The sequence below is a fragment of the Streptomyces sp. NPDC026500 genome, from assembly GCF_055567635.1.
The window spans coordinates 86897-113301 of sequence record NZ_JBVHQB010000004.1 but is presented as its reverse complement, the minus strand read 5'-3'; the positions used below and the strand labels follow the sequence as shown (position 1 = coordinate 113301).

Here is a 26405-nt window from a genome sequence, read left to right as displayed (position 1 = left end):
CCCGATTCCGTCAGGCCTTCTTGACGTCAAGTCTGCTTGACGTAACGCTGGAGGCATGACGACGACACCGCACAACATCGAGGCGCAGTACACCCTGCTGACCGCCGTGGCCCGGCTGGACGAGCTGCGCGTACGCGACTCGCTGGCCGGGGCGGGGAGCGACGCGGAGGCGCTCGACCGTGCCGGACTCCTGGAACTGCTCGCGCTCAGCGAGGTGGTGGCGCAAAAGGCGGCGTACGGCCGTCAGCTCACCGTGCGCGCCGCCCGTGAGGCCGGCGCCTCCTGGTCCCAGATCGGCGCGGCTCTCGGTACCAGCAAGCAGGCCGCATGGGAGGCCCACACGCGCTGGATCGACGCCCAGGCGGCGGTCTACGGACAGCCCGGCCGGCTGGGCTTCGACGACCAGGACGTGGCGCGGGCGCGGGCCGTGGCGGGGGAGCCGGACGAGAACTGACGACCCGTCAATTCGGCTGTCTCCAAGCCTCGTCACCCGCTGGAAAGACGCCTCACGCAACCATCGAAAGGCCCCGCGCAACGAACATGCGCCGGGATGCGATGAACGCAACGATCTTGCGGAGATGCGCAAGGTTGCTGCATTACGCCCGTGAAGCCCGGACTCATAGGGTCAAGCGCTGTACACAGGCGTGGCGGGGACCCCGCTCGGTGGGTCCCTCCTGTCAGGGGTGCCGCCGGTCCCCGCCCTTTTCGACCGGCAGCGATGAAGGAGCCAGCGCGTGCTCGATCAAGGCGCACCCCCGCAGTCCCGACCCACGTCCGCCCCACCGTCCCCGGGTGTCGGCGCGCGTCTCATGCGCCGAAAGCCGGTGGAACGCCTGGTGGAGGAGGGTGGCCAGGGCGAGGGGGGCTCGCTGCGGCGCTCCCTCGGCCTGTGGCAGCTCACCATGATCAGCATCGGTGCCACGCTCGGCACCGGCATCTTCGTCGTCCTCGGCCAGGCCGTCCCCAAGGCCGGGCCCGCGGTCACCCTGTCCTTCGTGATCGCCGGTCTCACGGCGCTCTTCTCCGCACTCTCCTACGCCGAACTGGCCGGCACCATCCCGGTCGCCGGATCCTCGTACTCGTACGCGTACGCAACGATGGGTGAGCTGATCGCCTGGATCTGCGGCTGGTGCCTGGTCCTGGAGTACGGCGTCTCGGTCGCGGCCGTCGCGGTCGGCTGGGGCGAGTACCTGAACGAACTGCTCGACGGCACCATCGGCGTCACCATTCCGGACGTGCTGTCCGCGCCGCCCGGTGACGGGGGCATCTTCAACCTGCCCGCGCTCATCGTGGTGATGCTCGCGATGGCGTTCCTGCTCGGCGGAGCGCGCGAGTCGGCGCGCGCCAACACCATCATGGTGGCCGTGAAGATCGCCGCGCTGGTGCTGTTCTGCGCGATCGGCGTCCAGGGCTTCCGCTCCGGCAACTACGACCACTTCATGCCCCTCGGCATGGCGGGCGTCAGCGCCGCCGGCGCCACCCTGTTCTTCTCCTACATCGGCTTCGACGCCGCCTCCACCGCCGGCGAGGAGGCCAAGGACCCGCAGCGCGACCTGCCGCGCGCGATCATGCTCTCGCTGGTCATCGTGACCGCCCTGTACGTCCTCGTCGCCGCCGTCGCCGTCGGTGCGAGGCCCTGGCGGCAGTTCAACGACTCGGAGGCCGCGCTCGCCGGGATCATGAAGGACGTCACCGGGCAGACCTTCTGGGGCACGCTGCTGGCGGCCTGCGCGGTCATCGCCATCGCGAGTGTCGTGCTGACCGTGCTCTACGGCCAGACCCGCATCCTGTTCGCGATGGGCCGGGACGGCCTGGTGCCCAAGGTGTTCGCCAAGGTCCACCCGAAGACCGGCACGCCCCGCGCCAACACGGTGATCGTCTCGCTGTTCTGCGGTGTCCTCGCCGCCGCGATCCCGCTCGGCCAGCTCGCCGACGCCACCAGCATCGGCACGCTCTTCGCCTTCGGGCTGGTCAATGTCGCCGTCGTCGTGCTGCGCCGGACGCGCCCGGCCATGCGCCGCACTTTCCGGGTTCCGCTCGCGCCGGTGCTGCCCGCGATCGGCTTCCTGCTGTGCGTCTGGATGATGGCCAGTCTCTCCGCCGTCACCTGGGTGGTCTTCGGCGTCTGGATGGCCGTCGGGCTCGTGTTCTACTTCAGTTACGGCTACCGCCGGTCCCGGATGGCGACCGCGGATCCCGTCGCCGAGCAACCGTAGAACCCCTCGCAGAAAAGTGAACCACCCGCAGTGCTGAACGATCTCGACGAACGCATCGTGCACGCCCTCGCCGAGGACGCCCGTCGCTCCTACGCGGACATCGGGCAACTGGTCGGCCTGTCCGCGCCCGCCGTGAAGCGGCGGGTCGACAGGCTGCGGGCCACCGGGGCCATCACCGGGTTCACCGTACGGGTGGACCCGGCGGCGCTCGGCTGGGAGACCGAGGGCTTCGTCGAGATCTACTGCCGGCGGAACACCTCGCCGGAGACCATCCAGCGCGGTCTGGAGCGCTATCAGGAAGTCGTGGCCGCCTCCACCGTCACCGGGGAGGCGGACGCGATGGTGCAGGTCTTCGCCTCGGACATGCGGCACTTCGAGCGGGTCCTCGAGCGGATCGCGGGGGAGCCGTTCGTGGAGCGGACGAAGTCCGTTCTCGTGCTCTCGCCGCTGCTGCGGAGGTTTTCCTCGGGGTCGCCGACTTAGTCGGCGCCCCATAAGAACTTGTGCGCCCCAGGGGGGCCTCGCCCTGTGCGGGTGCGGGTGCGGGTGCGGGTGCCTGTGTGGTGTGGCTTGGCGCGCAGTTCCTCGCGAACCTGACGGGCGCTCCCGCGCCCGGAGGAGACGGCTACTCGGCCGTCTTCCTCGCCAGGGCGTTGTTTCCGATGGAGTTGTGGACGCTGAAGCTCACGGCGTCCGAGCGGTAGCGGTCGTCGGACCACTCCACCGGGCGTCCCTCACGGGTGGTGGTGACGCGGCGGACGCGCAGCAGAGGGCTGGTGCGGCGGACTCCGAGGAGGTCCGCGTCCTGGGCGCCCGCCGCGACGGCGTCGATGACGTGCTCGCCGTACGCGAAGACCAGGCCGGTGTCCTCGAAGAGCCGCTGCGTGACGGAAGGGCACTCGGGCTCGATCGACGCCACGGCGGGGGAGATCCAGCCCGCGTACACCGTGCGCTCCAGCAGGACCGGCTCGCCGTCCAGGCCGCGGACCCGCAGCACGTGCAACACCGGTTCCCTCTCGCGGAGTTGGAGACGGACTGCGTCCTCCGCCGTCGCCGGGCGGTACTCCTGCGACACCACGTGCCCCGTCGCCTCGCGCCCCATCGCGCGCGCCCACTGGGCGAAGCTGCGCAGTTCGGCGAAGCTCTGGCTGCGGCGGCCGGCCAGGACCACGCGGCGGGCGCCCTGGCGTGACCCGATGAGCCCCTCGGCGGTCAGGGCCGCGACCGCCTGGCGGACCGTGCCGCGCGAGACGCCGTAGTGGGCGGCGAGGTCGGTCTCCGCCGGCAGCAGACTGCCCACGGTGTACTCCTCGCGGTCGATCGCCCGCCGAAGCTCCTCGGCGATCTCCTCGTGTCGCGCCGCCATTCTTCCCCTCTGATTCGACCACTGTGTACAGCCTGATCAGCCTAATCGACATCGGACCGTGATCCGTGTCGGCCGGGATTGTGCAGGGAATAGGGGGTCACGGTTTCACCAAAGTTTACGAACAAGACACCATCGGCGGGCCTACTGGGGCCAACTTGTTCAGACAAGTTCTCCGTACCACCCCACCCTCGTGCGTCACCCTGGAGAGACCGTGACCGTGTTCCTGCCGAGGACCGCCCTCCTCACCGGCGGCCTCGCCGTCGCCGCAGCCCTCACTCTGAGCGCCTGCGGCGCCGCTCCCGACGACAAGGCGACCACCGCCGACGGCAAGAGCGCGGCCACCGCGACCTCCGCCGCGGACTTCGGCGGTCTCGACGCCCTGGTCAAGGCGGCCAAGAAGGAGGGCACGCTGCACGCGATCGCCCTTCCCCGCGACTGGGCCAACTACGGCGCCCTCATCGACGGCTTCACCAAGAAGTACGGCATCAAGATCGACGTCGAGAGCCCGGACGGCACCAGCCAGGACGAGATCAACGCCGTCACCTCGCGCAAGGGCCAGGACCGCGCCCCCGACGTCCTCGACCTCGGCAGCTCCTTCGCGCTGAGCGCGGCCCAGCAGGGGCTGCTCGCCCCGTACAAGGTGACCGCCTTCGGTGACCTCCCCGAGGGGCAGAAGGACGCTGCCGGCCGCTGGTTCAACGACTACGGCGGCTACATCTCCATCGGCTGCGACGCCAAGAAGGTCAAGGAGTGCCCGACGACCTTCAAGGACCTGCTCAAGCCGCAGTACAAGGGCCAGGTCGCGCTCAACGGCAACCCCACCAAGTCCGGTTCGGCCTTCGGCGGCGTGTACGCGGCCTCGCTGGCGAGCGGCGGCTCCTTCGACGACATCCAGCCCGGCCTCGACTTCTTCGCCAAGCTGAAGAAGAACGGCAACTACACGCCGGTCGAGTCCACCCCGGCCACCGTCGAGAAGGGCGAGACGCCCATCAGCATCGACTGGGACTACCTGAACGCCGGATACGCCGACGAGTTCAAGTCCAAGGGCGTCGACTGGAAGGTCGCCATCCCCTCCGACGGCCAGTACGCCCAGTTCTACTCCCAGGCCGTCAACAAGGACGCCCCGCACCCGGCGGCCGCCCGCCTGTGGCAGGAGTACCTCTACAGCGCCGAGGGCCAGAACCTCTGGCTCAAGGGCTACGCCCGCCCGGTCCTGATGACCTCGATGGAGAAGGCCGGCACGCTCGACAAGACCGCCGCCGCGAAGCTCCCCGCGGTCACCGGTACCCCGAGCTTCCCGACCGAGGACCAGCAGAGCAAGGCCAAGACCGTGCTCGGCCAGGGCTGGGGCAAGGCCGTCTCCGGATGACCACCGCTCTCACAAAGGCCCCGGCCGACGTGGCGCCCGCCGCTGCCCACCAGCAGCGGCGGCGCCGCCGCGCCACCGGTCCGCTCGCCGTCCTCCCGCTGCTCGTCTTCGTGGCGATCTCCTTCGGCGTCCCCGCGCTCGCCATGCTCAATGGCGCCTTCACGGTCAAGGACCAGACCACCGGCGCCAGTTCGTACACCACTGCCAACATGACCGGCTCGTTCCAGGGCGCGTACCTGACCGCACTGATCGGCAGCGTCAAGTTGTCCGCCGTCTCCGCCGGCCTCGCGACCGTCCTCGGACTGCCGCTCGCCCAGGCCGTGGTCACCTCCCGCTTCCGCGCGCTGCGTGAGGCCGTGCTCACCGCCTCCGGGGTCCTCGCCAACTTCGGCGGCGTCCCGCTGGCCTTCGCCTTCGTCGCCACCCTCGGCAACTCCGGTGTACTGACACGGCACTTGAGCCTCACGGACAAGGGCTGGAACCTCTACAGCTTCTGGGGCCTGGTCGTCGTCTACCTGTACTTCCTGATCCCGCTCATGGTCCTCACCATCACGCCGGCTCTTGACGGCCTGCGCTCCCAGTGGCGCGAGGCGGCGCAGAACAACGGCGCCACCTCCGTCCAGTACTGGCGGCACGTGGCGCTGCCCGTCCTCGCGCCCTCGCTCCTCGGCGGACTCGTGCTCCTCTTCGGCAGCGCCTTCGCCGCGTACGCCACCGCCGCCGCCATGGTGGGCAGCGCGGTGCCGCTGGTCACCCTGCAGATCGCCGACGCCATCTCCGGCAACGTGCTGGTCGGCCAGGAGAACGTGGCGCTCGCCCTCAGCCTCGACATGGTCCTCATCGCGGGCCTGGTCATGGCCGTGTACCTGCCCCTGCAACGACGGAGCGCGCGATGGCTCGCCTGAACCTGTGGCGCTGGGTGGTCCTCGCCCTCGCCGCGCTGTACTTCCTGGTGCCCATGGCCGCGTCCGTGATCTTCACGGTCGATGTGCCGGGGCAGGGCGTCACGTTCGACGCCTACAGCCAGATCGTGTCCGCCGACGGATTCGTCTCCAGCCTGCTGCTCTCGCTGGAACTCGCCGTCGCGACGATCGTCGTGGTGCTGCTCCTGATGGTGCCCGCCACGGTCGCGCTGCGGCTCGGCTCGCCCAAGCTGCGGCCGGTCGTCGAGGTGGTGTGCTCACTGCCGCTGGTCGTCCCGCCGATCGCGTTCGTCGCCGGTATCGCCACCGTCCTGAAGTGGGGGCCCGAACACCTCTCGCGCACCCCGCTGTTCCAGACGTTCGTGGCCATCCAGGACCCGGGGTTCCCCGTTGTCCTCGTCCTCGCGTACGTCGTGATGGCGCTGCCGTTCGTGTACCGGGCCCTGGACGCGGGACTGCGCGCCGTCGACGTGCGCACCCTCGTCGAGGCGGCCCGCAGCTGCGGCGCGAGCCGGCCGCAGGCGCTCGTGCGCGCGGTGCTGCCCAATCTGCGCGGCGCGCTGCTCAACGCCTCCTTCCTCACCCTGGCCCTGGTGCTCGGCGAGTTCACGGTCGCGCGCCTGCTCGGCTACCAGCCGTTCGCCGTGTGGATCTACAACATCGGCGGCTCGCAGGCCCAGATGTCCGTCGCCGTCTCCGTGCTCAGCCTGTTCCTCACCTGGGCCCTGCTCCTCGCGCTCGCCGTCTTCGGCGGCCGCTCCCGTACCGCTTCCGCCTCCCGGGGATGAACCATGTCAGTCGCCACGCTCGACAAAGCCGCCACCGTCGAATTCCGGGGGCTCCGGCGGGAGTTCGGCCCGACCGTCGCTCTCGACGGTCTGGATCTCACCGTCCGGCCCGGTGAACTCCTCGCCCTGCTCGGCCCCTCCGGCTGCGGCAAGACCACCGCGCTGCGGATGCTCGCCGGCTTCGAACATCCCGATTCCGGTGAGGTGCTGGTCGACGGCGAGGACATCACCCGGGTTCCGGCGCACCGCCGCGACGCCGGGATGGTCTTCCAGTCGTACAGCCTCTTCCCGCATCTGAGCGCCCTGGACAACGTGGCCTTCGGACTGCGGATGCGCAAGGTGCGTACGGCCGAACGACGGTCCCGAGCGGCCGAGTTGCTCGATCTCGTGGGCCTCGGGGACAAGGGTGAGCGGTACCCGCACCAGCTCTCCGGCGGCCAGCAGCAGCGCGTCGCGCTGGCCCGCGCGCTCGCCCTGCGGCCGCGCGTCCTGCTGCTCGACGAGCCGCTGTCCGCGCTGGACGCCAAGGTGCGGCTCTCACTGCGTGAGGAGATCCGCCGGCTCCAGCTGGAACTCGGCATCACCACCCTGTTCGTGACCCACGACCAGGAAGAGGCGTTGTCCATGGCGGACCGGGTCGCGGTGATGCGGGCCGGCCGGCTCGAACAGTGCGCTTCGCCCGCCGAGTTGTACGGGCGTCCCGCCACCGCCTTCGTCGCCGAGTTCGTGGGCACGATGAGCCGGATCCCGGGGACCCTCGACGGCGACCGGGTCGAAGTCCTCGGCCGGCGGCTCCCGGTGGACGGGGACGCGCTCGCCCCGGGAGGGGTGGACGTGCTGGTACGGCCGGAGGCGGTCCGGGTGAGCGCCGACGACGCGGGGGACGCCAGGGTCGTGGCCACCGCGTTCCTCGGCGCGGCCACCCGCGTGACCGTGCGGCTCGCCGACGGCACCGAGGTCAAGGCCGACCTGCCCACGCACGAGGCCGCGACGCTCACATCGGGCGCCGCCGTGACCGTCACCCTGCCGGACCGTCCGGTCCTGGTCGCCGCGCGCACGAGCTGAGGAGCGACCGGCATCGCGCGCCCGAGGCCGCCGAGCATCTCGCCCCGCGCGGGGGGCGGGGCGAGACGCTCGGCGACCTCGGGCGGGCGCGGCGGCCGAGGGACGGCACAGGCGTCCGCGAGGAGGGCGCCGTCGCGGCCCACGCCGAGGGCGGCCCCCGGCATCACGCGGCTTCGGCCCACTCCGCGGTCGGTCCCCGGCGTCACGCGGCTTCGGCCTCCGTGGGCGGTCCCCGCATCACACCGTCGCGGTTGCCGATGCCGGTGCCGGGCCACGCGCGACGGCCGGACACGTCAGGCACGGCACGGGCGCCGTACGCCGTACGGTCCCCGGACCGGTCGGCGGGGCGTGCGACCCGGCAGCCCGCGGTATCGCCGGGTTCGGGCAGACGGCGTTCCGGTGCCGTGCCCGATTGCCGCGCCGTCAGGTCGGCATCGAACGGTCGGGGGCGCCCCGCCCGGCAGGTCTGCGGAACCCCGGTCCCGCACTGCCCGCAGCGGCCCCTGCACGCGAAACACATCCGGCCCCGACCACCCCGCCGCCCCACTCGGTCCCCCCACCCAGTCCCCCCACTCACCCCCACCGAAGAAAGAGAACACCGTGACCCACCGCACCACCGCCCGACTTCCCCTCCAGGCCGTTCTGTTCGACATGGACGGCACGCTCGTGGACACCGAGCGGCTGTGGTGGGAGGCCGTGGAGCAGGTGGCCGACGGGTTCGGGCACGTGCTGACGGGGGCCGACCAGCCGCAGGTGCTCGGGCGGCCCGTCGAGTACACCGCCGCCTGGCTGGCCGGGGTCACCGGCGCACCGGGGGAGGGGATCGCCGCCGAGCTGCACCAGCAGTTCGCGGACCGGGTCCGTACGGGCATCGTGCCCCGCCCGGGGGCGAAAGAACTGCTGGACGCGCTCGCCCGCGAAGGTGTGCCCACCGCCCTCGTGACCGCCTCCCCCCGCGCGGTCGCCGACACCGTCCTGGAGGCGCTCGGCGCCGAACGCTTCGCCGTCTCCGTCACCGCCGACGACACCGAACGCACCAAACCCGCCCCCGACCCCTACCTCGCCGCCTGCCGCGCTCTCGGCGTCGACCCCGCCGCCTGCGTCGCCGTCGAGGACACCCAGACCGGCGTCACCTCCGCCGAGTCGGCGGGCTGCGCCGTCCTCGCCGTGCCCTCGCTGGCGCCGATCGCGCCCGCGGCCGGCCGCACCGTGCTCGGCAGCCTGGAGGGCGTGTCCCCGGCCCGGCTGCGCGCGATGGTCGCCCCGGGCGAGCTGCGGGTGATGAGTTGGAACCTCTGGTTCGGCGGCACCAAGGTCGACGGGTACCGCGAGAAGCAGCTCAAGGTCATCGCCGAGACGGGCGCGGACGTGGTCGGCCTCCAGGAGACGTACGGGAACGCGGCGCGGGAACTCGCCGACGCCCTCGGCTGGCACCACCACCGGGCGGGCGACAACCTCGGTGTCATCAGCCGCCACCCGATCATCGCCGGCCTCGGCGACCCGGACGTCGGTTTCTACGGGGGGACCGGCGTCCGGCTCGAACTGGACGGCGGGCAGCGGGTGGACGTCTGGAGCGTCCACCTCGACTGCGCGCCGTACGGCCCGTACGAGGCCCGCTTCGACGGACTTCCGGCGGCCGAACTGATCGCGCACGAGAGCGGGCGGCTCGCCCGGATGCGGGAGATCCTGCGGCGGATCGCCGACACCTCCGAGGCGTCCGTTCCGGTCGTCCTGACCGGTGACTTCAACGTGCCCTCGCACCTGGACTGGCCGGAAGTCGCCTGGCCGGTGACGCGGGCCGCCGAGGAGGCGGGCCTGCGCGACTCCTACCGCGAGGCCCACCCCGACCCGGTACGGGATCCCGGACACACCTGGTCGCCCGTCCACGTCGAGCACGAGGACGGCAGCGGGCGCCCGGAACCGCAGGACCGGATCGACTTCGTCCTGCACCGGGGCCTGACCGTTCTCGACTCCCGCACCGTGGTCAGCGGCACCCCGCGTCCCTGGCCCGAGGTGGCGGGCAACGACTGGCCCTCCGACCACGCGGCGGTCGTCACCGTCTTCGCCGTGCCCCGCGGTGACTGACACAAGGGAGCGTGCGGTGGCGTGCCGCGCGAGTTGAACGGTGAGTCAGTCCAGACCATTGCGGTCCGGGCGTGTCATCCACTAGTTTTGAGCCGCGATCGCTACCCGCGAGTAACACCGATGGGTTACCACACGTCACCCGGCCACCCGACCGTCCTGTCGTCCTGGGGAGACCATGCGCTGGCCCTTCGGTCGTCCGTCCACGGTCCGTTCGCGGATCGTGGCCCTCTCGATCGCTCCGGTGATCGCCCTCATGACACTGTGGAGTTTCGCCATGGTGTCCGTCACCGGCGAACTGCGCGCGCTCGTCCGCCTCCAGGGTGTCTACAACACCTTCGGCACGCCGGTCGACACGGCGATCGGCCAGATCCAGATCGAACGGCGCCTCGCCGCCGCGTACTTGGGCGCGGCGAACGGGACGAAGGCGGGCCCCGAACTGCTGGCCCAGGAGCGCCGTACCGACCGCGCCGTGACCGCGCTGCGCACGGCGGTCCGGAACGGGGACCGAAGCCGGCTCTCCGGCCATCAGCGGCAGGTGCTCGACGCCATGCTCCAGTCCGCCGACGGACTGGAGGGGCTGCGCGGCCGGGTGCTGTCGCGCTCCGTCACCTGGGACCGGGCCGTGGCCGAATACAGCGCCCTGGTGGAACCGGGCTTCGACGTCGAGTCCGCGCTCACGGCGCTCCAGGCGGGACAACTGGCCCGTGAGGCACAGATCGTCGTCGAGCTGGTACGGGTGCGGGAGTTCGTGTCGCGCGAGGACGCGCTCGTCGCCGGTGCACGGGCCGCCGGAACGCTCACCGACCGCCAGTACGACACCCTCACCGCGACCATCGAGGACCGCCGGGTCTTCGAGCGGACCTACGTGCCCGACCTGCCGGCCGACTCGCGCGCCCTCTTCGAGGCCTTCCAGCGCGACGACCTCCACAAGGAGCTGACCCGGGACGAGGACGCCCTGCTGCGGGCGGGCGCGCGGCGCGCGGGCGAGGCCGTCGCGGCCGGCTCCTGGCGCACCACCACCGACCGTGCCGTCAAGCAGTACATGCGGCTGTGCACCCGGTCGGCGATCAACTCCGCCGCGCGCGGACGGACGTTCGCCTACCAGGAGCTGACCAAGGCCGCCATCGTCGGCGTGCTCGGACTGGCCGCCGTGGGACTGTCCCTGTGGCTCGCCGTGCGCGGCGCCCGGCGCATCTCGCGCCGCCTGGAGTCGCTGCGGGACGCCGCCGACCTCCTGACCAACCGTCAGCTTCCGCACGTCATGGAGCGGTTGAGCGCCGGCGACGAGGTCGACGCCGCGGCCGAGGCGCCGCCGCTGGCCGACGTGGAGGCGGTGGCCGACGAGATCGGCCAGGTCGGCCGGTCCTTCAACACCGCCCGGCTCGCCGCCGTCGAGGCCGCCGTCAAGCAAGCCACCCTGCGCCGCGGGCTGTTCGCCGTGCTCCTGAACATCGCCCGCCGCAATCAGGCGCTCGTCCACCGCCAGCTCAAACTCGTCGACACGCTGGAGCGGCGCACCGACGACCCGGACATCCTGGACGACCTGTTCCGGATCGATCACCTCACCACGCGCATGCGGCGCCACGCGGAGAGTCTGATCATCCTCTCCGGCTCGGCCCCGGGCCGCCGTTGGCGGCGGCCGGTACCCGTCGCGGAGGTGGTGTCCTCCGCGGTGAGCGAGATCGAGCACTACACGCGTGTGGTGGTCCCCCCGATGCCCGAGGTGGGCGTCGCGGCGGACGCCGTCGCCGACGTCGTCCATCTGATCGCCGAACTCGTCGAGAACGCCACCGTGTTCTCACCGCCCCGCACCCAGGTCACCCTGCGCACCGGACGGGCGGGAAGCGGGTTCGTCCTGGAGATCGACGACCGGGGCCTCGGTCTCGCGCCCGAACAGATCGAGGAGGCCCAGCGCACCCTCACCACGCCGGACGACTTCGACCCGACCCGGCACGACCGGCTCGGGCTGTACGTGGTGGGCCGGCTCGCCGCACGGCACGGCATCAAGGTCACGCTGTGCCGCTCCCCGTACGGCGGTACGACGGCGGTGGTGCTGTTGCCGGAGGCGGTTCTCGCTCCGGTGGAATCGGCGTGCCCGGCGGTGGGGGCGGATTCGGCCCCGGTGGGGCTCCCCTCACGGACGGGCACCGTGGTCCTCCCGGAGCAGCGCAAGACGCGGCGGGAGGAGGCCGGCTTCGTGCCGCAGGACACCTCGGTTCCGGCCCCGCCCGAGCTGCCCACCCGGGTCCGCCAGCGGGCCCTCGCCCCCGAGCTGCGCACCGCGGGACCGGTGGCCGACGAGACGCCGGAGCGCGAGGTCACTCCGGAGGAGATGCGCGCGGTCTTCGGGGCCTTCCAGCGCGGCCTCGACCGCGGCCGCAAGGGCCTGCCCACGCAGCCGGGCACCAGCGGGTCCGGCTCCGCGCAGCCCGGCCCCGCGCAGCGAACCGACACCGAGGAAGGGACGGACGCCGACGATGCGCCCTGACCAGCTCCCAGAGCACCCCGCCCAGACCCTTGAGGGCCGGCACCCGGAGCCGGGTGGTGCCTCCGAGTCCGGGGACGACTCCGAACGGCCCGGCACCGATCTCGGGTGGCTGCTCGACGACCTGGTGGCCAGGACCGACCACGTCCGCCAGGCCGTGCTCCTGACCGCCGACGGTCTGCCGCTGAGCTGCTCGGAGGGCATGGGCAGACGGGACATCGAACACCTCGCCGCCGTCTGCTCCGGCTTCCACAGCCTCGCCCGTTCGGCAGGCGAACGGTTCGCCGCGGGCGGGGTGCGCCAGACCATGGTGATGCTCGACGACGCCTACCTCTTCATCACCCCGGCGGGTGACGGAAGCCGGCTGGCCGTGCTCAGCGAGGTGCAGACGGACGTCGGACAGCTCGCCCACGAGATGGAACTGCTCGTCCGCCGCGTCGGCCGCCACATGGCCGCCGCCGTACGTTCGGCGGCTGACCCCGCGGGCCACTGATCCGCCCGTGACCGACGATCACTGGTACGAGGACGAGACCGGGCCGATGGTGCGGCCCTACACCGTCACCGGGGGCCGGACCCGGCCTTCGGACCGGCACGTCATCGATCTGATGTCGCAGGTCACGGTCCTGGAGACGGACGCCGGGCAGCCCGGTGTCGATCATGCCGCGGCCGTCCTGCTCGATCTGGCCCGCCGCGGACCCCGGCCGGTCGTCGAGCTCGCCGCGGACGCCGACCTGCCGCTGACCGTCGTACGCGTCCTGCTCGGCGACCTGGCCGAGGCCGGTCTGCTGCGCATCGACGAGCCGTACCGGCCGCCGCACGGCGGTCCGGCGGCCGACCCGGAACTGCTGCGCGAGATCGTGGAGCGGCTGCGCGAGCTGTGACCGCCCGGAGCGCCGGACGCGGGGGCGGCGACGGAATTCAGCGGCCGACGAATTCGGGGGTGTCGCCCTGTCTCCGCACCGTCTCCGCGCCCAAGGTTCGAGGGCGCGAAAAACCGTCTGTGACCTGCGTCTCCAGGGGATCGGGGCCAAGACCGGGGGCGCGGCGAGGTGCGCAACGAATCGCCGCCGGGGGCCGGGCGCACGCAATGAATCGTTCGGTGGCGCGCAACGGGTCCTTCTTGTCCCCGTGAGCCGGTCGACCGTACCGTCTATCTGGCCCCCCGAACCCCCTCGTACCGGTGGAGAACCCGCATGCGCACAGCCCTGCTCCAGAGCTCCGGCCGCCCCGGCTCGATCGTCGAGAACCTCAAGGTGCTCGACGAGGCCGCGGGTCGCGCCGCCGCGGCGGGCGCCGGGCTGATCGTGACGCCGGAGATGTTCCTGACCGGCTACGCCATCGGTGACGACATCGCGCGCCTCGCCGAGCCCGCCGACGGCGACTCCGCCGACGCGGTGGCGGAGATCGCCACCCGGCACGGCGTGGCCGTCGCCTACGGCTACCCCGAGCGCGAGGCCGGACGAGGCGAGGGCGAGGACTCCACGGCCGGCACCGGGACGAGGGTCTTCAACTCCGCGCAGCTGATCTCCGCCGACGGCACCCGGCTCGCGAACTACCGCAAGACCCACCTCTTCGGCTGCTTCGAGCACGACCACTTCACGCCGGGCGACCAGCCCGTCGTGCAAGCGGAACTGAACGGCCTCCGGGTCGGCCTCATGATCTGCTACGACGTCGAGTTCCCGGAGAACGTCCGCGCGCACGCCCTCGCCGGCACCGACCTGCTGCTCGTGCCGACCGCGCAGATGCACCCGTTCCAGTTCGTCGCCGAATCCGTCGTCCCGGTGCGCGCCTTCGAGAACCAGATGTACGTGGCCTACGTCAACCGCACCGGTCCGGAAGGGGAGTTCGAGTTCGTCGGACTGTCCACGCTGGCCTCGCCCGACGGAGTCGCCCGGGCCCGTGCGGGCCGCGGCGAGGAACTGGTCCTGGCGGACGCCGACCCCGTCCTCCTCGCGGCCTCGCGCGAGACGAACCCGTATCTGAAGGACCGTCGCCCCGGTCTCTACGGGTCCATCGTCTGATCTTCCGCCCGGTCCGACAGCCTCCCCCTCACCAGTTTTCGCGCAAGGAGTCCGTACCCCATGACGTCCACCGTGCCCAACGCCGTCCAGCACGCCGACGTGCAGCAGCCGCCGATCACCATGTTCGGCCCGGACTTCCCCTACGCCTACGACGACTTCCTCGCGCACCCCGCGGGCCTCGGGCAGATACCCGCGACCGAGCACGGCACCGAGGTCGCGGTCATCGGCGGCGGACTGTCCGGCATCGTGGCCGCGTACGAGCTGATGAAGATGGGCCTCAAGCCCGTCGTGTACGAGGCCGACGAAATCGGCGGCCGGCTGCGCACGGTCGGCTTCGAGGGCTGCGACCCCTCGCTCACCGCCGAGATGGGCGCGATGCGCTTCCCGCCGTCCTCCACCGCCCTCCAGCACTACATCGACCTGGTGGGCCTCGAGACCCGGCCGTTCCCCAACCCCCTCGCCGAGTCCACGCCCTCCACGGTCGTCGACCTGAAGGGCGAGTCGCACTACGCGACCTCCGTCGACGACCTGCCGCAGGTCTACCGCGACGTGATGAACGCCTGGAACGCCTGTCTCGAGGACGGCGCCGACTTCTCCGACATGAACCAGGCCATGCGGGAGCGCGATGTGCCGCGCATCCGGGAGATCTGGTCGAAGCTCGTCGAGAAGCTCGACAACCAGACCTTCTACGGCTTCCTCTGCGACTCGGAGTCCTTCAAGTCGTTCCGGCACCGCGAGATCTTCGGCCAGGTCGGCTTCGGCACCGGCGGCTGGGACACCGACTTCCCGAACTCCATCCTGGAGATCCTTCGCGTCGTCTACACCGAGGCCGACGACCACCACCGCGGCATCGTCGGCGGCTCCCAGCAGCTTCCGCTGCGGCTGTGGGAGCGCGAGCCGGAGAAGATCGTCCACTGGGCGTACGGCACCTCGCTGTCGACGCTGCACGACGGCGCCCCGCGCCCGGCCGTGACCCGGCTGCACCGCACCGCGGGCAACGGGATCACGGTGACCGACGCGAACGGTGACATCCGTACGTTCAAGGCGGCGATCTTCACCGCCCAGTCCTGGATGCTGCTCTCCAAGATCGCCTGCGACGACTCGCTCTTCCCGATCGACCACTGGACGGCGATCGAGCGCACCCACTACATGGAGTCGAGCAAGCTCTTCGTGCCCGTCGACCGGCCGTTCTGGCTGGACAAGGACGAGGAGACCGGCCGCGACGTCATGTCGATGACGCTCACCGACCGGATGACCCGCGGTACCTACCTCCTGGACGAGGGCCCGGACAAGCCCGCCGTCATCTGCCTCTCGTACACGTGGTGCGACGACAGCCTGAAGTGGCTGCCGCTGTCCGCGAGCGAGCGCATGGAGGTCATGCTGAAGTCGCTCGGCGAGATCTACCCGAAGGTCGACATCAGGAAGCACATCATCGGCAATCCGGTGACCGTGTCCTGGGAGAACGAGCCCTACTTCATGGGCGCGTTCAAGGCCAACCTGCCGGGCCACTACCGCTACCAGCGCCGCCTGTTCACGCACTTCATGCAGGAGTCGCTGCCCGAGGACAAGCGGGGCATCTTCCTCGCCGGCGACGACATCTCCTGGACGGCCGGCTGGGCCGAGGGTGCCGTCCAGACCGCGCTGAACGCGGTCTGGGGCGTCATGCACCAGCTCGGCGGGACGACCGACCCGACCAACCCCGGGCCCGGCGACGTCTACGACGAGATCGCGCCGGTGGAACTGCCCGAGGACTGACCCTTCCCCGCGGGGCGCGCGGCGGGCGGGTCAGACCCCGGCCGCCCGCGCCGCCTCGTACACCTCGGCGGCCACGTCCTTCAGTTCCTGGGCGTCCCGCACCGAGCTCTGCAGGTCGAAGAAGATCTCACCGAGGCCGAGCTCGGCGTGGGCGACCAGGTCCTCGACGATCTGGTCGACGCTGCCCTGGAAGGGCTGGCGGTTCGCGCCCTCGTACCCCTTCGCCGTGTACTGCGGGTTGGTCCGCAACACCGTGCGCAGCGGCTCGGTGCGGCCGCGCTCGGCTGCCAGCTCCTGCAGCCGGCTCCACTGCGCGGCCAGTTGCTCGACACCCATGCCGATCGGCATCCACCCGTCGGCGTGGTCGACGAGTCGGCGCCGTGCCTTTCCGGTGTTGGCGGCCAGCAGGATCGGGATCGGCCGGGCCGGCTTGGGGCCGACCACGGCCGACGCGATCTTGGTGAGCGTGCCGTCGTAGACCACCGGGTCGGGACCCCACACCGCGCGGCACACCCCGATCACCTCGTCGAGGGCCTGGCCGCGTTCTTCGAAGGGCCGCGGGGAGGCCGCCGCGTACTCGTCGAGCGACCAGCCCGAGCCGAAGCCCGCGACGACCCGGCCGCCGCTCGCCGCGTCGAGCGAGGCGAGGGCCTTGGCGAGCTGGAAAGGCATGTGCAGCGGGGCCACCAGGACACTGGTGCCGAGCTCGGCGCGCTCGGTGACCGCGGCCGCGAGGGTCAGGGTGACCAAGGGGTCGGCGACGCCGCGGTACGCCTCCGGCCAGGGCAGTCCCTCGATGCCGTACAGACCCTGCGTCGGGGGATCCGGGAACAGGGCTCGCTCGAATACCCACAGGCTGTCGTACCCGATGGCCTCGGCCGCGCGTGCCACGTCGGGCACGTCCCGTCCGAGGTCGTACTGCTTCATCTGCGGGAGGGTGAGGCCGAGTCGCGTCGTCATACCTGTGTGCTCCTTCGCATCAGAGTGTGCCGACCGTTCAACGTACAGTGATCCGCGCCGAGTTCCGGTGAGGGCCGCGCCGCGTGGCCGGATCAGTCCGGCAGGGGGGTGAGCAGCATCCGGCCGGCCAGGCCCACCGCCGCGTCGAGGCGCCCGCCGAACTCCTCGGCCAGGTCGGGGAGCCCGCGCAGCGCCCACAGGGCCCGCGCCGCCGCCCACGTGGCCTCGCGCGCCCGCTCCAGACTCCAGGAGCCGAGCAGATGGGTGAGCGGATCCGCGATCTGGAACAGGTCGGGGCCCGGCATCAGCTCTTCGCGGATGCGCTCCTCCAGCGAGACGAGGAGATCGCCCACACGGTCGAACTCGTCCTCCAGGTCGGCCGGTTCGCACGCGAGCGTACGACAGGTGTCCACCACGGCGAGCACCAGATCGTGCCCGATGTGCGCGTTGATGCCCGCGATCGCGAACTGCAGCGGACGTACCCCCGGATGGCGGCGGAACCGCAGCAGCGGCCGCCAGCAGGCGGGCGCCCGGCCCTCCTCGGCGACCGCCAGATAGTGCTCCGCGAACCGTACGTCCAGCGTGATCGCGGCCCGGTGGTCCGGGAAGACCCCCGCGTCCAGATGCCGGTCGAACTCCTCGGTGACGGTGAGGTAGACGCGGTTGAAGACCGCGAGACCGTCGCGCTCGGGGAGCCTCGCGTCCAGGGCCCGCATACGGGAGACGACCGTGTCAACGGGAGTGGTGAACTGTGCCGACTGCGCCATGGGGGCAGCGTCCCAGTCCTAGGGTGGCCGACGTGCCGCCGGGCCGACGGCTTCCCCGGAACGGGGGAACGCGGTCGTGGCGGGAGTGGGGGGAACAGTACGTGTCAGGCTTACGTGCCCAGCGGCCCGTCCAGCGCGGGACCCGGCCCGGCCGGTCCGCCGCACGCGGTGTCATGGTCACCCTGGCCTCGGTCGTGGTGGCGGTCGGCACCGTGACGGTCACGGTGCCCGCGCTCGACGACGGGCGCCCCGCGAAGGCTGCGAAACCGCTGGTCATCCACTCGTCCGCGCTGGGCGCGCCGCCGGGTGTGCCGATGCCCTCGCCCAGCTCGGCCGCTCCGTCCCCGTCGAGGCAGGCCTCCCCGGAACCGGCTCCCGACCCCTCGCCGACCGTGAGGAAGCCGCGGACCGCGGCAGCCCCCGCCCTCCTCTACCGCGATTCCGACTCCCAGGTACGCGACTGGCTCGACACCCACCCCGGTGACGCCCGGCGCGCGGTCATCGAGTCCCGGATCGCCGACCGCCCGGCCGCCGTGTGGTTCGCGGACTTCACGCCGGCCACCATCACCGCGCGGGTCAGGGCCGTGACATCGGCCGCCGCCGCGCGGGGCCGGGTGCCCGTCCTCGTGCCCTACGCCATTCCGCAGCGCGACTGCGGCGGTGCCTCGGAGGGCGGGGCGCCCGACCTCGCCGCCTACGACGGCTGGATCGACGGGATCGCGGCCGGGCTCGGTTCGGGCGAGGTCGTCGTCGTCCTGGAGCCCGACTCGGTCGCCCAGTCCGACTGCCTCACCGAGGGCGGGCGGGCCGACCGCTTCGCCTCCCTGGCCCGCGCCGGACGCGTCCTGAAGGCGGCGGACCCCAGGGCCCGGGTCTACTACGACGCGGGCAACTCCGACTGGAACCCGGCCGCCGCACAGGCCGCGCTGCTCCGCCGGGCGGGCGCTGCCTCACCGGCCTCGTCCGACGGCGTCTTCACCAACGTCTCCAACTTCAACCGGACGACCGACGAGATCGCCTACGCCCGGCGCGTGCTGTCCGCGCTCGGCGGGCCCGCGGGCCTCGGCGCCGTCATCGACACCAGCCGCAACGGCAACGGCGCAGCAGCCGGCGGCGAGTGGTGCGATCCGCCGGGCCGCAGGATCGGACAGGCGCCGACCCTGAGGACCGGGGTGGCGGGGGTCGACGCCTATCTGTGGGTGAAGCCGCCGGGTGAGTCGGACGGCTGCCGGGGCACAGCAGGCACCTTCTCGGCGGAGTACGCCTATGAGCTGGCGGGCTGACCCCCGGGCTCGTCGTAGGCCGACGTCCCCGAGTCGAGGAGCGGCTCCTGCTTGAGGTGGGCCGGGGCCATCGCCCGCAGCGCGTGGTAGCCGGTGATCACGACGACGGTGCCCAGCGCGATGCCGTTCAGCGAGAAGTTGTCGGTGAACTTCAGGGTGACCCCGCCGATGCCGATGATGATGCCCGCGGCCGCCGGCACCAGGTTCAGCGGACTGCGCAGGTCCACCCGGGCGTTGAGCCAGATCTGCGCGCCCAGCAGCCCGATCATGCCGTACAGGATGACGGTGATGCCGCCGAGGACGCCGCCCGGGATCGCCGCGACCACCGCGCCGAACTTGGGGCACAGGCCGAAGAGCAGGGCGAAGCCGGCGGCGGCCCAGTAGGCGGCCGTGGAGTAGACCCGGGTCGCGGCCATCACGCCGATGTTCTCGGAGTACGTGGTGTTGGGCGGGCCGCCGACCGCGGTGGAGAGCATGGAGGCGGCGCCGTCCGCGGAGATCGCGGTGCCCAGTTCGTCGTCCAGCGGGTCGCCGGTCATCTCGCCGACGGCCTTGACGTGCCCGGCGTTCTCGGCGACCAGCGCGATGACGACCGGCAGCGCGACGAGGACCGCCGACCACTGGAACGTGGGTCCGTGGAAGGACGGCAGTCCGATCCAGTCGGCCTTCTCGACGCCGGAGAGGTCCAGGCGCCAGTGGTCGGTGACCTTGCCGCTCGAGTCCACCGAGTGGATCCGGCCGAAGATCCGGTCGAAGGCCCAGGAGATGACGTAGCCGAAGACCAGTCCGAGGAAGATCGCGATGCGTGACCAGAAGCCGCGCAGACACACCACGGCCGCGCCGGTGACCAGCATGGTGAGCAGCGCCGTCCACTCGTCCTGCGGCCAGTAGGTGGACGCGGTCACCGGCGCCAGGTTGAAGCCGATCAGCATGACGACCGCGCCGGTCACGATCGGCGGCATCGCGGCATGGATGATCCTCGCCCCGAACCGCTGGACGGCGAGCCCCACCAGGAACAGCACGACGCCGACCACGAAGCACGCGCCGGTCACCGTCGCGCTGGTGCCGCCCTGAGCGCGGATCACGGCGGCGACGCCCACGAAGGAGAGCGAACAGCCCAGGTAACTGGGGACGCGGCCGCTGGTGGCGAGCAGGAAGATGACCGTCGCGACCCCGGACATCATGATCGCGAGGTTGGGGTCGAGTCCCATGAGGACGGGTGCCACGAAGGACGCCCCGAACATGGCCACCACGTGCTGGGCGCCGAGCCCGAAGGTCCGGGGCCAGGAGAGGCGTTCATCGGGGCGGACGATCGCTCCCGGGGCGGGAGTCCGCCCGTCGCCGTGCAGTTTCCAGCGCACGCCGAGGTCCATGGTGAGGATTCGCTTTCTCTGTACGTGAATCTGTCCGGACCATTGTCAGGGCCAACCAGCGGCCTCTACGCTCGCACGGCCCTACTCGTGAACATCGTTCATATGTCTGATCGGAGTGTTCCGTGAGTGCACGATCCAGACTGGGCGTGGTGGTCGCGGCGGCCGCCGTCGCCCTCGCGTCCGTCGTCGTCCCCTCGGCGTCCGCCCGTACGGCGTCCGTGGGCGCCGCCTCCGCGTCCGCTCGTACCGCGTCCGTGGACGTCCACCCGGCGTCCGCTCGTACCGCGCCCGGAATCCCGAGGACCGCGGTCCTCGACGGCGGCCGGCTCCGGCGGACCCGCATCCGCCTGGACCACGGCGACCGCCGACTCGCCCTCTCACTGCGGGCGTTGACGGCCCGCGCCGACAACTGGCTGGACCAGGGCCCCTGGACGGTCGTCGACAAGCCGAAACCCGCCCCCGGCGGCGATGTCCACGACTACCTCAGCCAAGCCCCGTACTGGTGGCCCTCGCAGCCCGCCACCGCCGACAACCCCTGGGGCTGTCCGTACGTCCAGCGCGACGGACAGCGCAACCCCGAGGTGGACACAGGAACCGACCGCCAGGACGTCGAGAAGGTCTTCGACTCGACGTACGATCTCGCGCTCGCCTGGTACTACACCGGCAGGAAGCAGTACGCCGAGAAGGCCTCCCTGATCCTGCGCACCTGGTTCCTGGACCCGGCCACGAAGATGAACCCGAACCTCGACCACGGCCAGTTCATCCCCTGCAAGTACGACGGCCGGGCCATCGGCATCATCGACTTCTCGCAGTCCTACACGAGCGTCCTCGACGCGATCGCCGTCCTGGACACCGGCGCCCCCGGCTGGTCCCGGCACGACCGGGCCGCGATGCTCGACTGGAACACCGGCTTCCGCGACTGGCTGACGGACAGCGCCTTCGGCAAGGAGGAGGGCGCCGCCCGGAACAACCACGGCACGTTCTACGACATGCAGCTCGCCGCCCTCGCGTACGCGACCGGTGACCAGGCGCTCGCCCGGCGGACCGTGCTCGACGCGCGCGCCCTGCGGATCGACCCGCAGATCGCGGCCGACGGGAGTCAGCCCCAGGAACTGGCCCGCACCCGCAGCTGGCACTACTCGACCTTCGACCTGGTCGCCTACACCCGGCTCGCGGCCATCGGCCGCCATGTCGGCGTGGACCTCTGGTCCTATGAAGGGCCGGACGGCCAGAGCCTGTTCAAGGCGGTCGACTACCTGTTGCCCACGGCGACGGGCGCCCAGCCGTGGAACCACCCCGAGCTGGAGTTCCATCGCTTCGCGGCGAGCGATGTGGTGCACGCGGCGGCCGACGCGGGGGACCGGGCCGCGCGGGCCGCCGTGCCAGAGCTCGAGGCGCCGCCCGGCGGCGATCTGTGGGAGCTGCGGCCGGCCGCCGAGCAGCTCGACTCGATCACCGGCTGATCCCGCCCGGACAGGGCTCCTGAGCGTTTGCTTAGGATGGGGCATCATTTTCAGCCAGCCGCCCCATCCGCACGCGCCCGTCTCAGGAGCCCCGCCCGTGACCGCCGAAGCCCCCGTCGCCCCCGCCCTCCCGTACGGACGGCTGCTGCCCGTCACCGTCCACTTCGACGACCTCGACGCGCTCGGACTGCTGCACAACGCCCGCTACCCGGTCATGGTCGAGCGTGCCTGGACCGCGCTGTGGAACGAGAGCGGCTTCGGCTTCGAGGGCGACTGGGAGGCGGCGGGCGACTCGTGCAACGCGGTCAAGGAACTGCGGATCACCTACGAGGCCCCGGTCAGCCGTCCCGGCGCGTACGCCGTCCACATGTGGCTGGAACGGCTCGGGAACACCGGACTGACGTACGGCTTCCGCTTCTGTTCCCTCGACGGCGCGGTCACCTACGCGCACGGCACCCGGGTCCTCGTCCGGCTCGACGCCGGGACGCTGCGCCCGGCGCCGTGGAGCGACCGCTTCAGGGTCGTGGGTCGGGAACTGGTGCGCTCGGGGAACTGACCTTCGGACGCGTGCGGTCCCCCGCGCGCAGCACACCCGCGAGCGCGGTGAGCCCGAACGCCAGGACCGTGACCAGCCCGAACGACACCATGAGGCTCGTCGCCTGCGCCACCGACCCGATCAGGCTCGGCGCGATCAGACCCGAGGTGTACGTGATGGTGGCGACGCCCGCGATGGCCTGACTGGGATTCGGGCCGCTGCGTCCGGCCGCCGCGAAGCAGAGCGGGACGACGACCGCGATACCGAGGCCGAGCAGGGCGAAGCCTCCCATCGCCACCGCCGGCTGCTCGGCGACGACGATCAACAGCCCGCCGAGCACGGCCAGCACACCGCCCGCCCGCACGGTGCGCACAGCGCCGAATCGGTTCACCACCGAGTCGCCGAGCAGCCGGGCCACCGCCATGGTCAGCATGAAGCCGGTGGTCGAGGCCGCGGCGAGACCGGCCGAGGTGTCCAGCCGGTCGCGCAGATAGACCGCCGACCAGTCCAGGCTCGCCCCCTCCGCGAAGACCGCGCAGAAGCCGACCGCACCGATCAGCAGCGCCGACCGGGGCGGCAGCGCGAACCGCGGCGGCGGCTCCTCGTCCTCGGCGGGCTGCAGATCGAGCACCCAGCGGCAGGCGGCAAGACCGACCAGCGTGAGGGTCGCCGCGGCCAGGGCGTGGTGCACCCGCGCGTCCGAGCCCAGCTGCGCGGCGAGCGTGCCGGCCGCGGCGCCGATCAGGGCGCCGGCACTCCACATGCCGTGCAGCCCCGACATGATCGACTTGTCGAGCCGGTTCTCGACCTCGACACCCAGCGCGTTCATGGCGACATCCGCCATCCCCGCCGTGGCGCCGTAGACGAACATCGCGAAGCACAGGGTGAGCAGGTTCGGCGCGAGCGAGGGCAGAACCAATGCCAGCGTCCACAGGGCCATGAGCCCGCGCAGCGCCGTACGGCTGCCGAAGTGGTGGGTGATCCGGCCGGCCAGCGGCATCGAGCAGGACGCGCCCAGGGCGGTGAAGGCGAGGGCGAAACCGAGCTGCCCGGCACTGACCGACGCATGGTCCTGGATCCATGGCACGCGGGTCGCGAAGGACCCGGTGACGGCTCCGTGCACGGCGAAGACGGCCGCCACGGCGTACCGGGCGCGCTTGACCTCGCGCTGGTCGTAGACCACTTCACTCATGCTCCGGCCCCTCCCCGGGTGATGGTTCCCCGTTCCGCCGCCGTAAACTATCAGGAACCCTGCCTGATAGATAGATGACCGCTTGCCGCCCGCCCACCGGGCGGCCCTGCCGATCTGGGAGGATTCCCGGCATGCCCGCATCCCCGAGCACCGCACGGGCCATCAACGACCGGCTCGCCCTGCGGCTGTTGCAGCAGGAAGGCCCTTTGACGGCAGGGCGGTTGAAGCAGCTCACCGGACTGTCCCGGCCGACCGTCGCCGACCTCGTCGAACGCCTCACGGCCTCCGGTCTCGTCACGGTCGTCGGGGAATCGGGCGAGCAGCGGCGCGGCCCGAACGCCCGGGTCTACGGGATCGTCGCGGACCGCGCCCACCTGGCCGCACTGGACGTCCGTACGGAGGGAGTCTCCGTCGTCGTGTCCGACCTGGTCGGTCACGTCCTGGCCGAGGCGTCCGTGCCGATCGGCGGGGACACCGGGACCGGACCGGCGGTGGAGCAGGCGGTCGCGCTGGTCGAGCGGGTGGCGAAGGAGGCGGGGACCCTCGGGGCGACGCCCCCGCGCGAACCCGTCCGGGGGTGGGGCAGGCTGCACACCGTCGGCATCGGCGCGCCCGGCCTGATCGACCCCGCCACCGGCGAACTCCGCGACTCCTCCGCCCTGCCCGCATGGCACCGGCGCCTGATCGCCGCCCTCCAGGAACGGCTCCCCGAAGCCCGCGTCCTCGTCGAGAACGAGACCAACCTCGCCGCCCTCGCCGAACAGCGCGACGGCGTCGCCCGCGACCGCGACACCTTCGTCCTGCTGTGGCTCGGCCACGGCACCGGCGCCGCCGTCGTCCTCGACGGCGCCCTGCGCCGCGGTGCCTCCGGAGGCACCGGGGAGATCGGCTTCCTGCCCGTGCCCGGCACCACGACCCTTCCCTCGGCGACCGACTGCGAGGGCGGCTTCCACTCGCTGGCCGGGGCGGCGGCGGTCGCGGCGTTGGCGGCGGAGCACGGCGTCTCGGCGGTGCCGGACGCCCACGAACCGCACGCCGCGGCGCTGGTGAGACAGGCGGTGGCGGCACCCGACTCCCCGGAGGCCGCCGGCTTCCTCGACGCCCTCGCCGACCGGCTCGCCATCGGGGCGGCCTCCGTCATCGCCGTACTGGACCCCGGCTGTGTGGTCCTCGGCGGCGAGGTCGGCCAGGCGGGCGGCGCCGTGCTCGCCGCACGGGTCGAACGACGGCTCGTCCGCATGTCGCCGCTCCCGACCGAGGTGCGCGCGAGCACGCTGGGCGGAGGCGCGGTGCTGCGCGGCGCCCTCCTGACCGCGCGCGACGGCGCCCAGGACGAACTGTTCGCTCCGCCGTCGTCGCGGTAGGTCCCGGGGCGCACGGAAACCCCGGGCGGCGTGCCGGGCCGAGGCGGGGGCCGGCGGACCTGGTGGGGTGATCCGGGCGGACCCCTGGTGGGGTGATGGCCCGGCCGGGGTGCTGGGGCCCCGGGGTGGGGTGCCGAGGTCTAGGGGACCCGGGGTGGGGTGCGGGGCCAAGGCTGGGGTCGGCGGACCTGGTGGGGTCATGGGGCCCGGGCCCGGGCCGGGGTCCAGGGAACCCGGGGTGGGGTGCCGGGCCAAGGCTGGGGCCGGCGGACCTGGTGGGGTGATGGGGCCGGGGTCTAGGGGACCCCGGGTTGCCGGGCCAAGGCGGAGGCGGCCGGACCCGGTGGGGGAGTGGGCCGGGGTCCACAGGACCCGGGTCGGCGTGGCGGTCCGGATCCGGAGAAATCCTGGTGGCCCGGCGGTCCGGACTTCCGGCGGTCCCCGAGCCGAGGCCGGCGGGCCGGGGCGGGGGCCGCCGAGCCGGCGGCCCCGAGCCCACCGGGGGAGTCAGCGCGTGTTCTGGGAGCGGGCCTTCAGGAAGTCCTCGAACGTTCCCTTCCCCACGGCATGCTCCGGCGTGAGGTGGTGCCCGTCCCGGAACGCCCGGTAGGCCTTGCCCGCCAGAGGTACGTCCAGCAGCGGGCGTCGCTTCCCGGTGGCGCGCAGGTGGGCGGCGGCCAGCGAACGGAGCGTGCGCACCTGGGGCCCGCCCATGTCCTCGACCCGCCCCGCGGGTGCCCCGGCCGCCAGTCCGGCCAGCCGGTCGGCGACCTCGGCGACCTCGATCGGCTGGTCGGAAATCCCGGCGGGGAGGAGCAGTACGGGCAGCTTGGCGAGGCCGCCGAGGACCTGGGCGACGAGGTCGTGGAACTGGGTGGTGCGCAGGATCGTCCAGCCGAGCCCGGACTCCTCGATCAGTTTCTCCACGGCCCACTTGGTCTTGTAGTAGCCGAACGGGACCCTGTCCACGCCGACGATCGAGATGTAAAGCAGATGGGGGACGGCCGCCCGGCGCGCGGCCGCGATCAGCTGCGCGGCCGCCCGCTCGTCGCCTCCTCGCGGTGAGGTCGCGCAGTGCACGATCGCGTCCACCCCCGTGACGGCCGCGTCCAGGCCGCTGCCGCCCTCGCGCAGATCGACGGCGTACGGCTGCGCGTGCCGGCTGAGCACCCGCACCTCGTGGCCGTCCGCCCGCAGTCGCTCGGTGACGAGCCGGCCGAGGGTTCCGGTGCCGCCGGTCACCAGGATTGTGGTCATGCCGTTCAGTCCTTTCGGCGTTCGGACGCTCCCGGCCGGAGCGCCCTTCACCAACTGAGACCGGACAGCCCGCGCGGATGTGACAACGACCTGCGCGGGACCATGATCGCAACCCGCGCGGAACCACGATCGCAACCG

At 72.1% G+C, this 26405-nt stretch carries 23 protein-coding genes; 17 read left to right on the top strand and 6 right to left on the bottom strand.

Annotated elements, in window-relative coordinates:
• The first annotated feature begins 55 nt into the window (after positions 1 to 55).
• The 3 genes from ACZ4N5_RS08765 (at position 56) to ACZ4N5_RS08755 (ending at position 2699) form a co-directional block, all read left to right on the top strand.
• Positions 56 to 454 (top strand): hypothetical protein, encoded by a 399-nt coding sequence (locus tag ACZ4N5_RS08765; RefSeq protein ID WP_467756406.1) that lies wholly within the window; start codon positions 56 to 58, stop codon positions 452 to 454.
• Between the two features lie 280 nt (positions 455 to 734).
• Positions 735 to 2216, top strand: a complete 1482-nt coding sequence (locus tag ACZ4N5_RS08760; RefSeq protein WP_467756405.1) for an amino acid permease — start codon at positions 735 to 737, stop codon at positions 2214 to 2216.
• A 30-nt stretch (positions 2217 to 2246) separates the two neighbouring features.
• Positions 2247 to 2699, top strand: a complete 453-nt coding sequence (locus tag ACZ4N5_RS08755) for an Lrp/AsnC family transcriptional regulator (RefSeq protein ID WP_467756404.1) — start codon at positions 2247 to 2249, stop codon at positions 2697 to 2699.
• Positions 2700 to 2841: 142 nt separating this feature from the next.
• Here ACZ4N5_RS08755 and ACZ4N5_RS08750 read toward each other — a convergent pair whose 3' ends face one another.
• On the bottom strand, positions 2842 to 3582 hold the full coding sequence (locus tag ACZ4N5_RS08750) for a GntR family transcriptional regulator (protein ID WP_467756403.1): 741 nt from the start codon (positions 3580 to 3582) through the stop codon (positions 2842 to 2844).
• 211 nt (positions 3583 to 3793) lie between these two features.
• On the opposite strand from ACZ4N5_RS08750, the gene ACZ4N5_RS08745 reads away from it, so the two are divergent.
• From ACZ4N5_RS08745 to ACZ4N5_RS08700, 10 genes are all read left to right on the top strand, one after another.
• On the top strand, positions 3794 to 4951 hold the full coding sequence (locus tag ACZ4N5_RS08745) for an ABC transporter substrate-binding protein (protein WP_467756402.1): 1158 nt from the start codon (positions 3794 to 3796) through the stop codon (positions 4949 to 4951).
• Complete coding sequence (locus ACZ4N5_RS08740; protein WP_467756401.1) at positions 4948 to 5856, top strand: ABC transporter permease; 909 nt, start codon at positions 4948 to 4950, stop codon at positions 5854 to 5856. The genes ACZ4N5_RS08745 and ACZ4N5_RS08740 overlap by 4 nt, the downstream gene beginning before the upstream one ends.
• A complete protein-coding gene (locus ACZ4N5_RS08735) occupies positions 5844 to 6662 on the top strand; it encodes an ABC transporter permease (protein ID WP_467756400.1) in 819 nt (272 codons plus the stop codon). The genes ACZ4N5_RS08740 and ACZ4N5_RS08735 overlap by 13 nt, the downstream gene beginning before the upstream one ends.
• Positions 6663 to 6665: 3 nt before the next feature.
• Positions 6666 to 7727 carry an ABC transporter ATP-binding protein gene (locus tag ACZ4N5_RS08730; protein WP_467756399.1) on the top strand — a complete coding sequence of 354 codons (1062 nt, stop codon included), beginning with the start codon at positions 6666 to 6668 and terminating at the stop codon, positions 7725 to 7727.
• Between the two features lie 600 nt (positions 7728 to 8327).
• Positions 8328 to 9812: an HAD-IA family hydrolase gene (locus ACZ4N5_RS08725; RefSeq protein ID WP_467756398.1), complete on the top strand. Its 1485-nt coding sequence runs from the start codon at positions 8328 to 8330 to the stop codon at positions 9810 to 9812.
• A gap of 175 nt (positions 9813 to 9987) precedes the next feature.
• On the top strand, positions 9988 to 12300 hold the full coding sequence (locus ACZ4N5_RS08720) for a sensor histidine kinase (RefSeq protein WP_467756397.1): 2313 nt from the start codon (positions 9988 to 9990) through the stop codon (positions 12298 to 12300).
• Complete coding sequence (locus tag ACZ4N5_RS08715) at positions 12290 to 12790, top strand: roadblock/LC7 domain-containing protein (protein WP_467756396.1); 501 nt, start codon at positions 12290 to 12292, stop codon at positions 12788 to 12790. The genes ACZ4N5_RS08720 and ACZ4N5_RS08715 overlap by 11 nt, the downstream gene beginning before the upstream one ends.
• A gap of 7 nt (positions 12791 to 12797) precedes the next feature.
• Positions 12798 to 13178, top strand: coding sequence for a DUF742 domain-containing protein (locus tag ACZ4N5_RS08710; protein ID WP_467756395.1), 381 nt, complete (start codon positions 12798 to 12800; stop codon positions 13176 to 13178).
• Between the two features lie 312 nt (positions 13179 to 13490).
• Complete coding sequence (locus ACZ4N5_RS08705) at positions 13491 to 14318, top strand: carbon-nitrogen hydrolase family protein (protein WP_467756394.1); 828 nt, start codon at positions 13491 to 13493, stop codon at positions 14316 to 14318.
• A gap of 60 nt (positions 14319 to 14378) precedes the next feature.
• On the top strand, positions 14379 to 16073 hold the full coding sequence (locus ACZ4N5_RS08700; protein WP_467756393.1) for a flavin monoamine oxidase family protein: 1695 nt from the start codon (positions 14379 to 14381) through the stop codon (positions 16071 to 16073).
• A 30-nt stretch (positions 16074 to 16103) separates the two neighbouring features.
• Here the strand turns inward: ACZ4N5_RS08700 and ACZ4N5_RS08695 are convergent, their stop codons facing one another.
• Together ACZ4N5_RS08695 and ACZ4N5_RS08690 are read right to left on the bottom strand one after the other, a co-directional pair.
• Positions 16104 to 17033 (bottom strand): LLM class F420-dependent oxidoreductase, encoded by a 930-nt coding sequence (locus ACZ4N5_RS08695; protein ID WP_467756392.1) that lies wholly within the window; start codon positions 17031 to 17033, stop codon positions 16104 to 16106.
• 92 nt (positions 17034 to 17125) lie between these two features.
• Positions 17126 to 17800 (bottom strand): DUF5995 family protein, encoded by a 675-nt coding sequence (locus ACZ4N5_RS08690; RefSeq protein ID WP_467756391.1) that lies wholly within the window; start codon positions 17798 to 17800, stop codon positions 17126 to 17128.
• 173 nt (positions 17801 to 17973) lie between these two features.
• Between ACZ4N5_RS08690 and ACZ4N5_RS08685 the strand changes: the two genes are divergently transcribed.
• Positions 17974 to 19083, top strand: coding sequence for a glycoside hydrolase family 6 protein (locus ACZ4N5_RS08685; protein WP_467756723.1), 1110 nt, complete (start codon positions 17974 to 17976; stop codon positions 19081 to 19083).
• Here the strand turns inward: ACZ4N5_RS08685 and ACZ4N5_RS08680 are convergent.
• Positions 19065 to 20456: a uracil-xanthine permease family protein gene (locus tag ACZ4N5_RS08680; protein ID WP_467756390.1), complete on the bottom strand. Its 1392-nt coding sequence runs from the start codon at positions 20454 to 20456 to the stop codon at positions 19065 to 19067. The genes ACZ4N5_RS08685 and ACZ4N5_RS08680 overlap by 19 nt on opposite strands.
• Positions 20457 to 20578: 122 nt before the next feature.
• On the opposite strand from ACZ4N5_RS08680, the gene ACZ4N5_RS08675 reads away from it, so the two are divergent.
• Entirely contained in the window at positions 20579 to 21919 is a 1341-nt protein-coding gene (locus ACZ4N5_RS08675; RefSeq protein ID WP_467756389.1) for an alginate lyase family protein, read from the top strand.
• A gap of 97 nt (positions 21920 to 22016) precedes the next feature.
• Positions 22017 to 22475 carry an acyl-CoA thioesterase gene (locus ACZ4N5_RS08670; RefSeq protein ID WP_467756388.1) on the top strand — a complete coding sequence of 153 codons (459 nt, stop codon included), beginning with the start codon at positions 22017 to 22019 and terminating at the stop codon, positions 22473 to 22475.
• Here ACZ4N5_RS08670 and ACZ4N5_RS08665 read toward each other — a convergent pair.
• Complete coding sequence (locus ACZ4N5_RS08665) at positions 22435 to 23646, bottom strand: MFS transporter (protein ID WP_467756387.1); 1212 nt, start codon at positions 23644 to 23646, stop codon at positions 22435 to 22437. The genes ACZ4N5_RS08670 and ACZ4N5_RS08665 overlap by 41 nt on opposite strands.
• Positions 23647 to 23777: 131 nt before the next feature.
• Between ACZ4N5_RS08665 and ACZ4N5_RS08660 the strand changes: the two genes are divergently transcribed.
• Positions 23778 to 25010, top strand: a complete 1233-nt coding sequence (locus ACZ4N5_RS08660) for an ROK family transcriptional regulator (protein ID WP_467756386.1) — start codon at positions 23778 to 23780, stop codon at positions 25008 to 25010.
• Between the two features lie 507 nt (positions 25011 to 25517).
• On the opposite strand, the gene ACZ4N5_RS08655 is transcribed toward ACZ4N5_RS08660, so the two are convergent.
• Positions 25518 to 26267, bottom strand: coding sequence for an SDR family oxidoreductase (locus tag ACZ4N5_RS08655; RefSeq protein ID WP_467756385.1), 750 nt, complete (start codon positions 26265 to 26267; stop codon positions 25518 to 25520).
• Between the last annotated feature and the right edge of the window lie 138 nt (positions 26268 to 26405).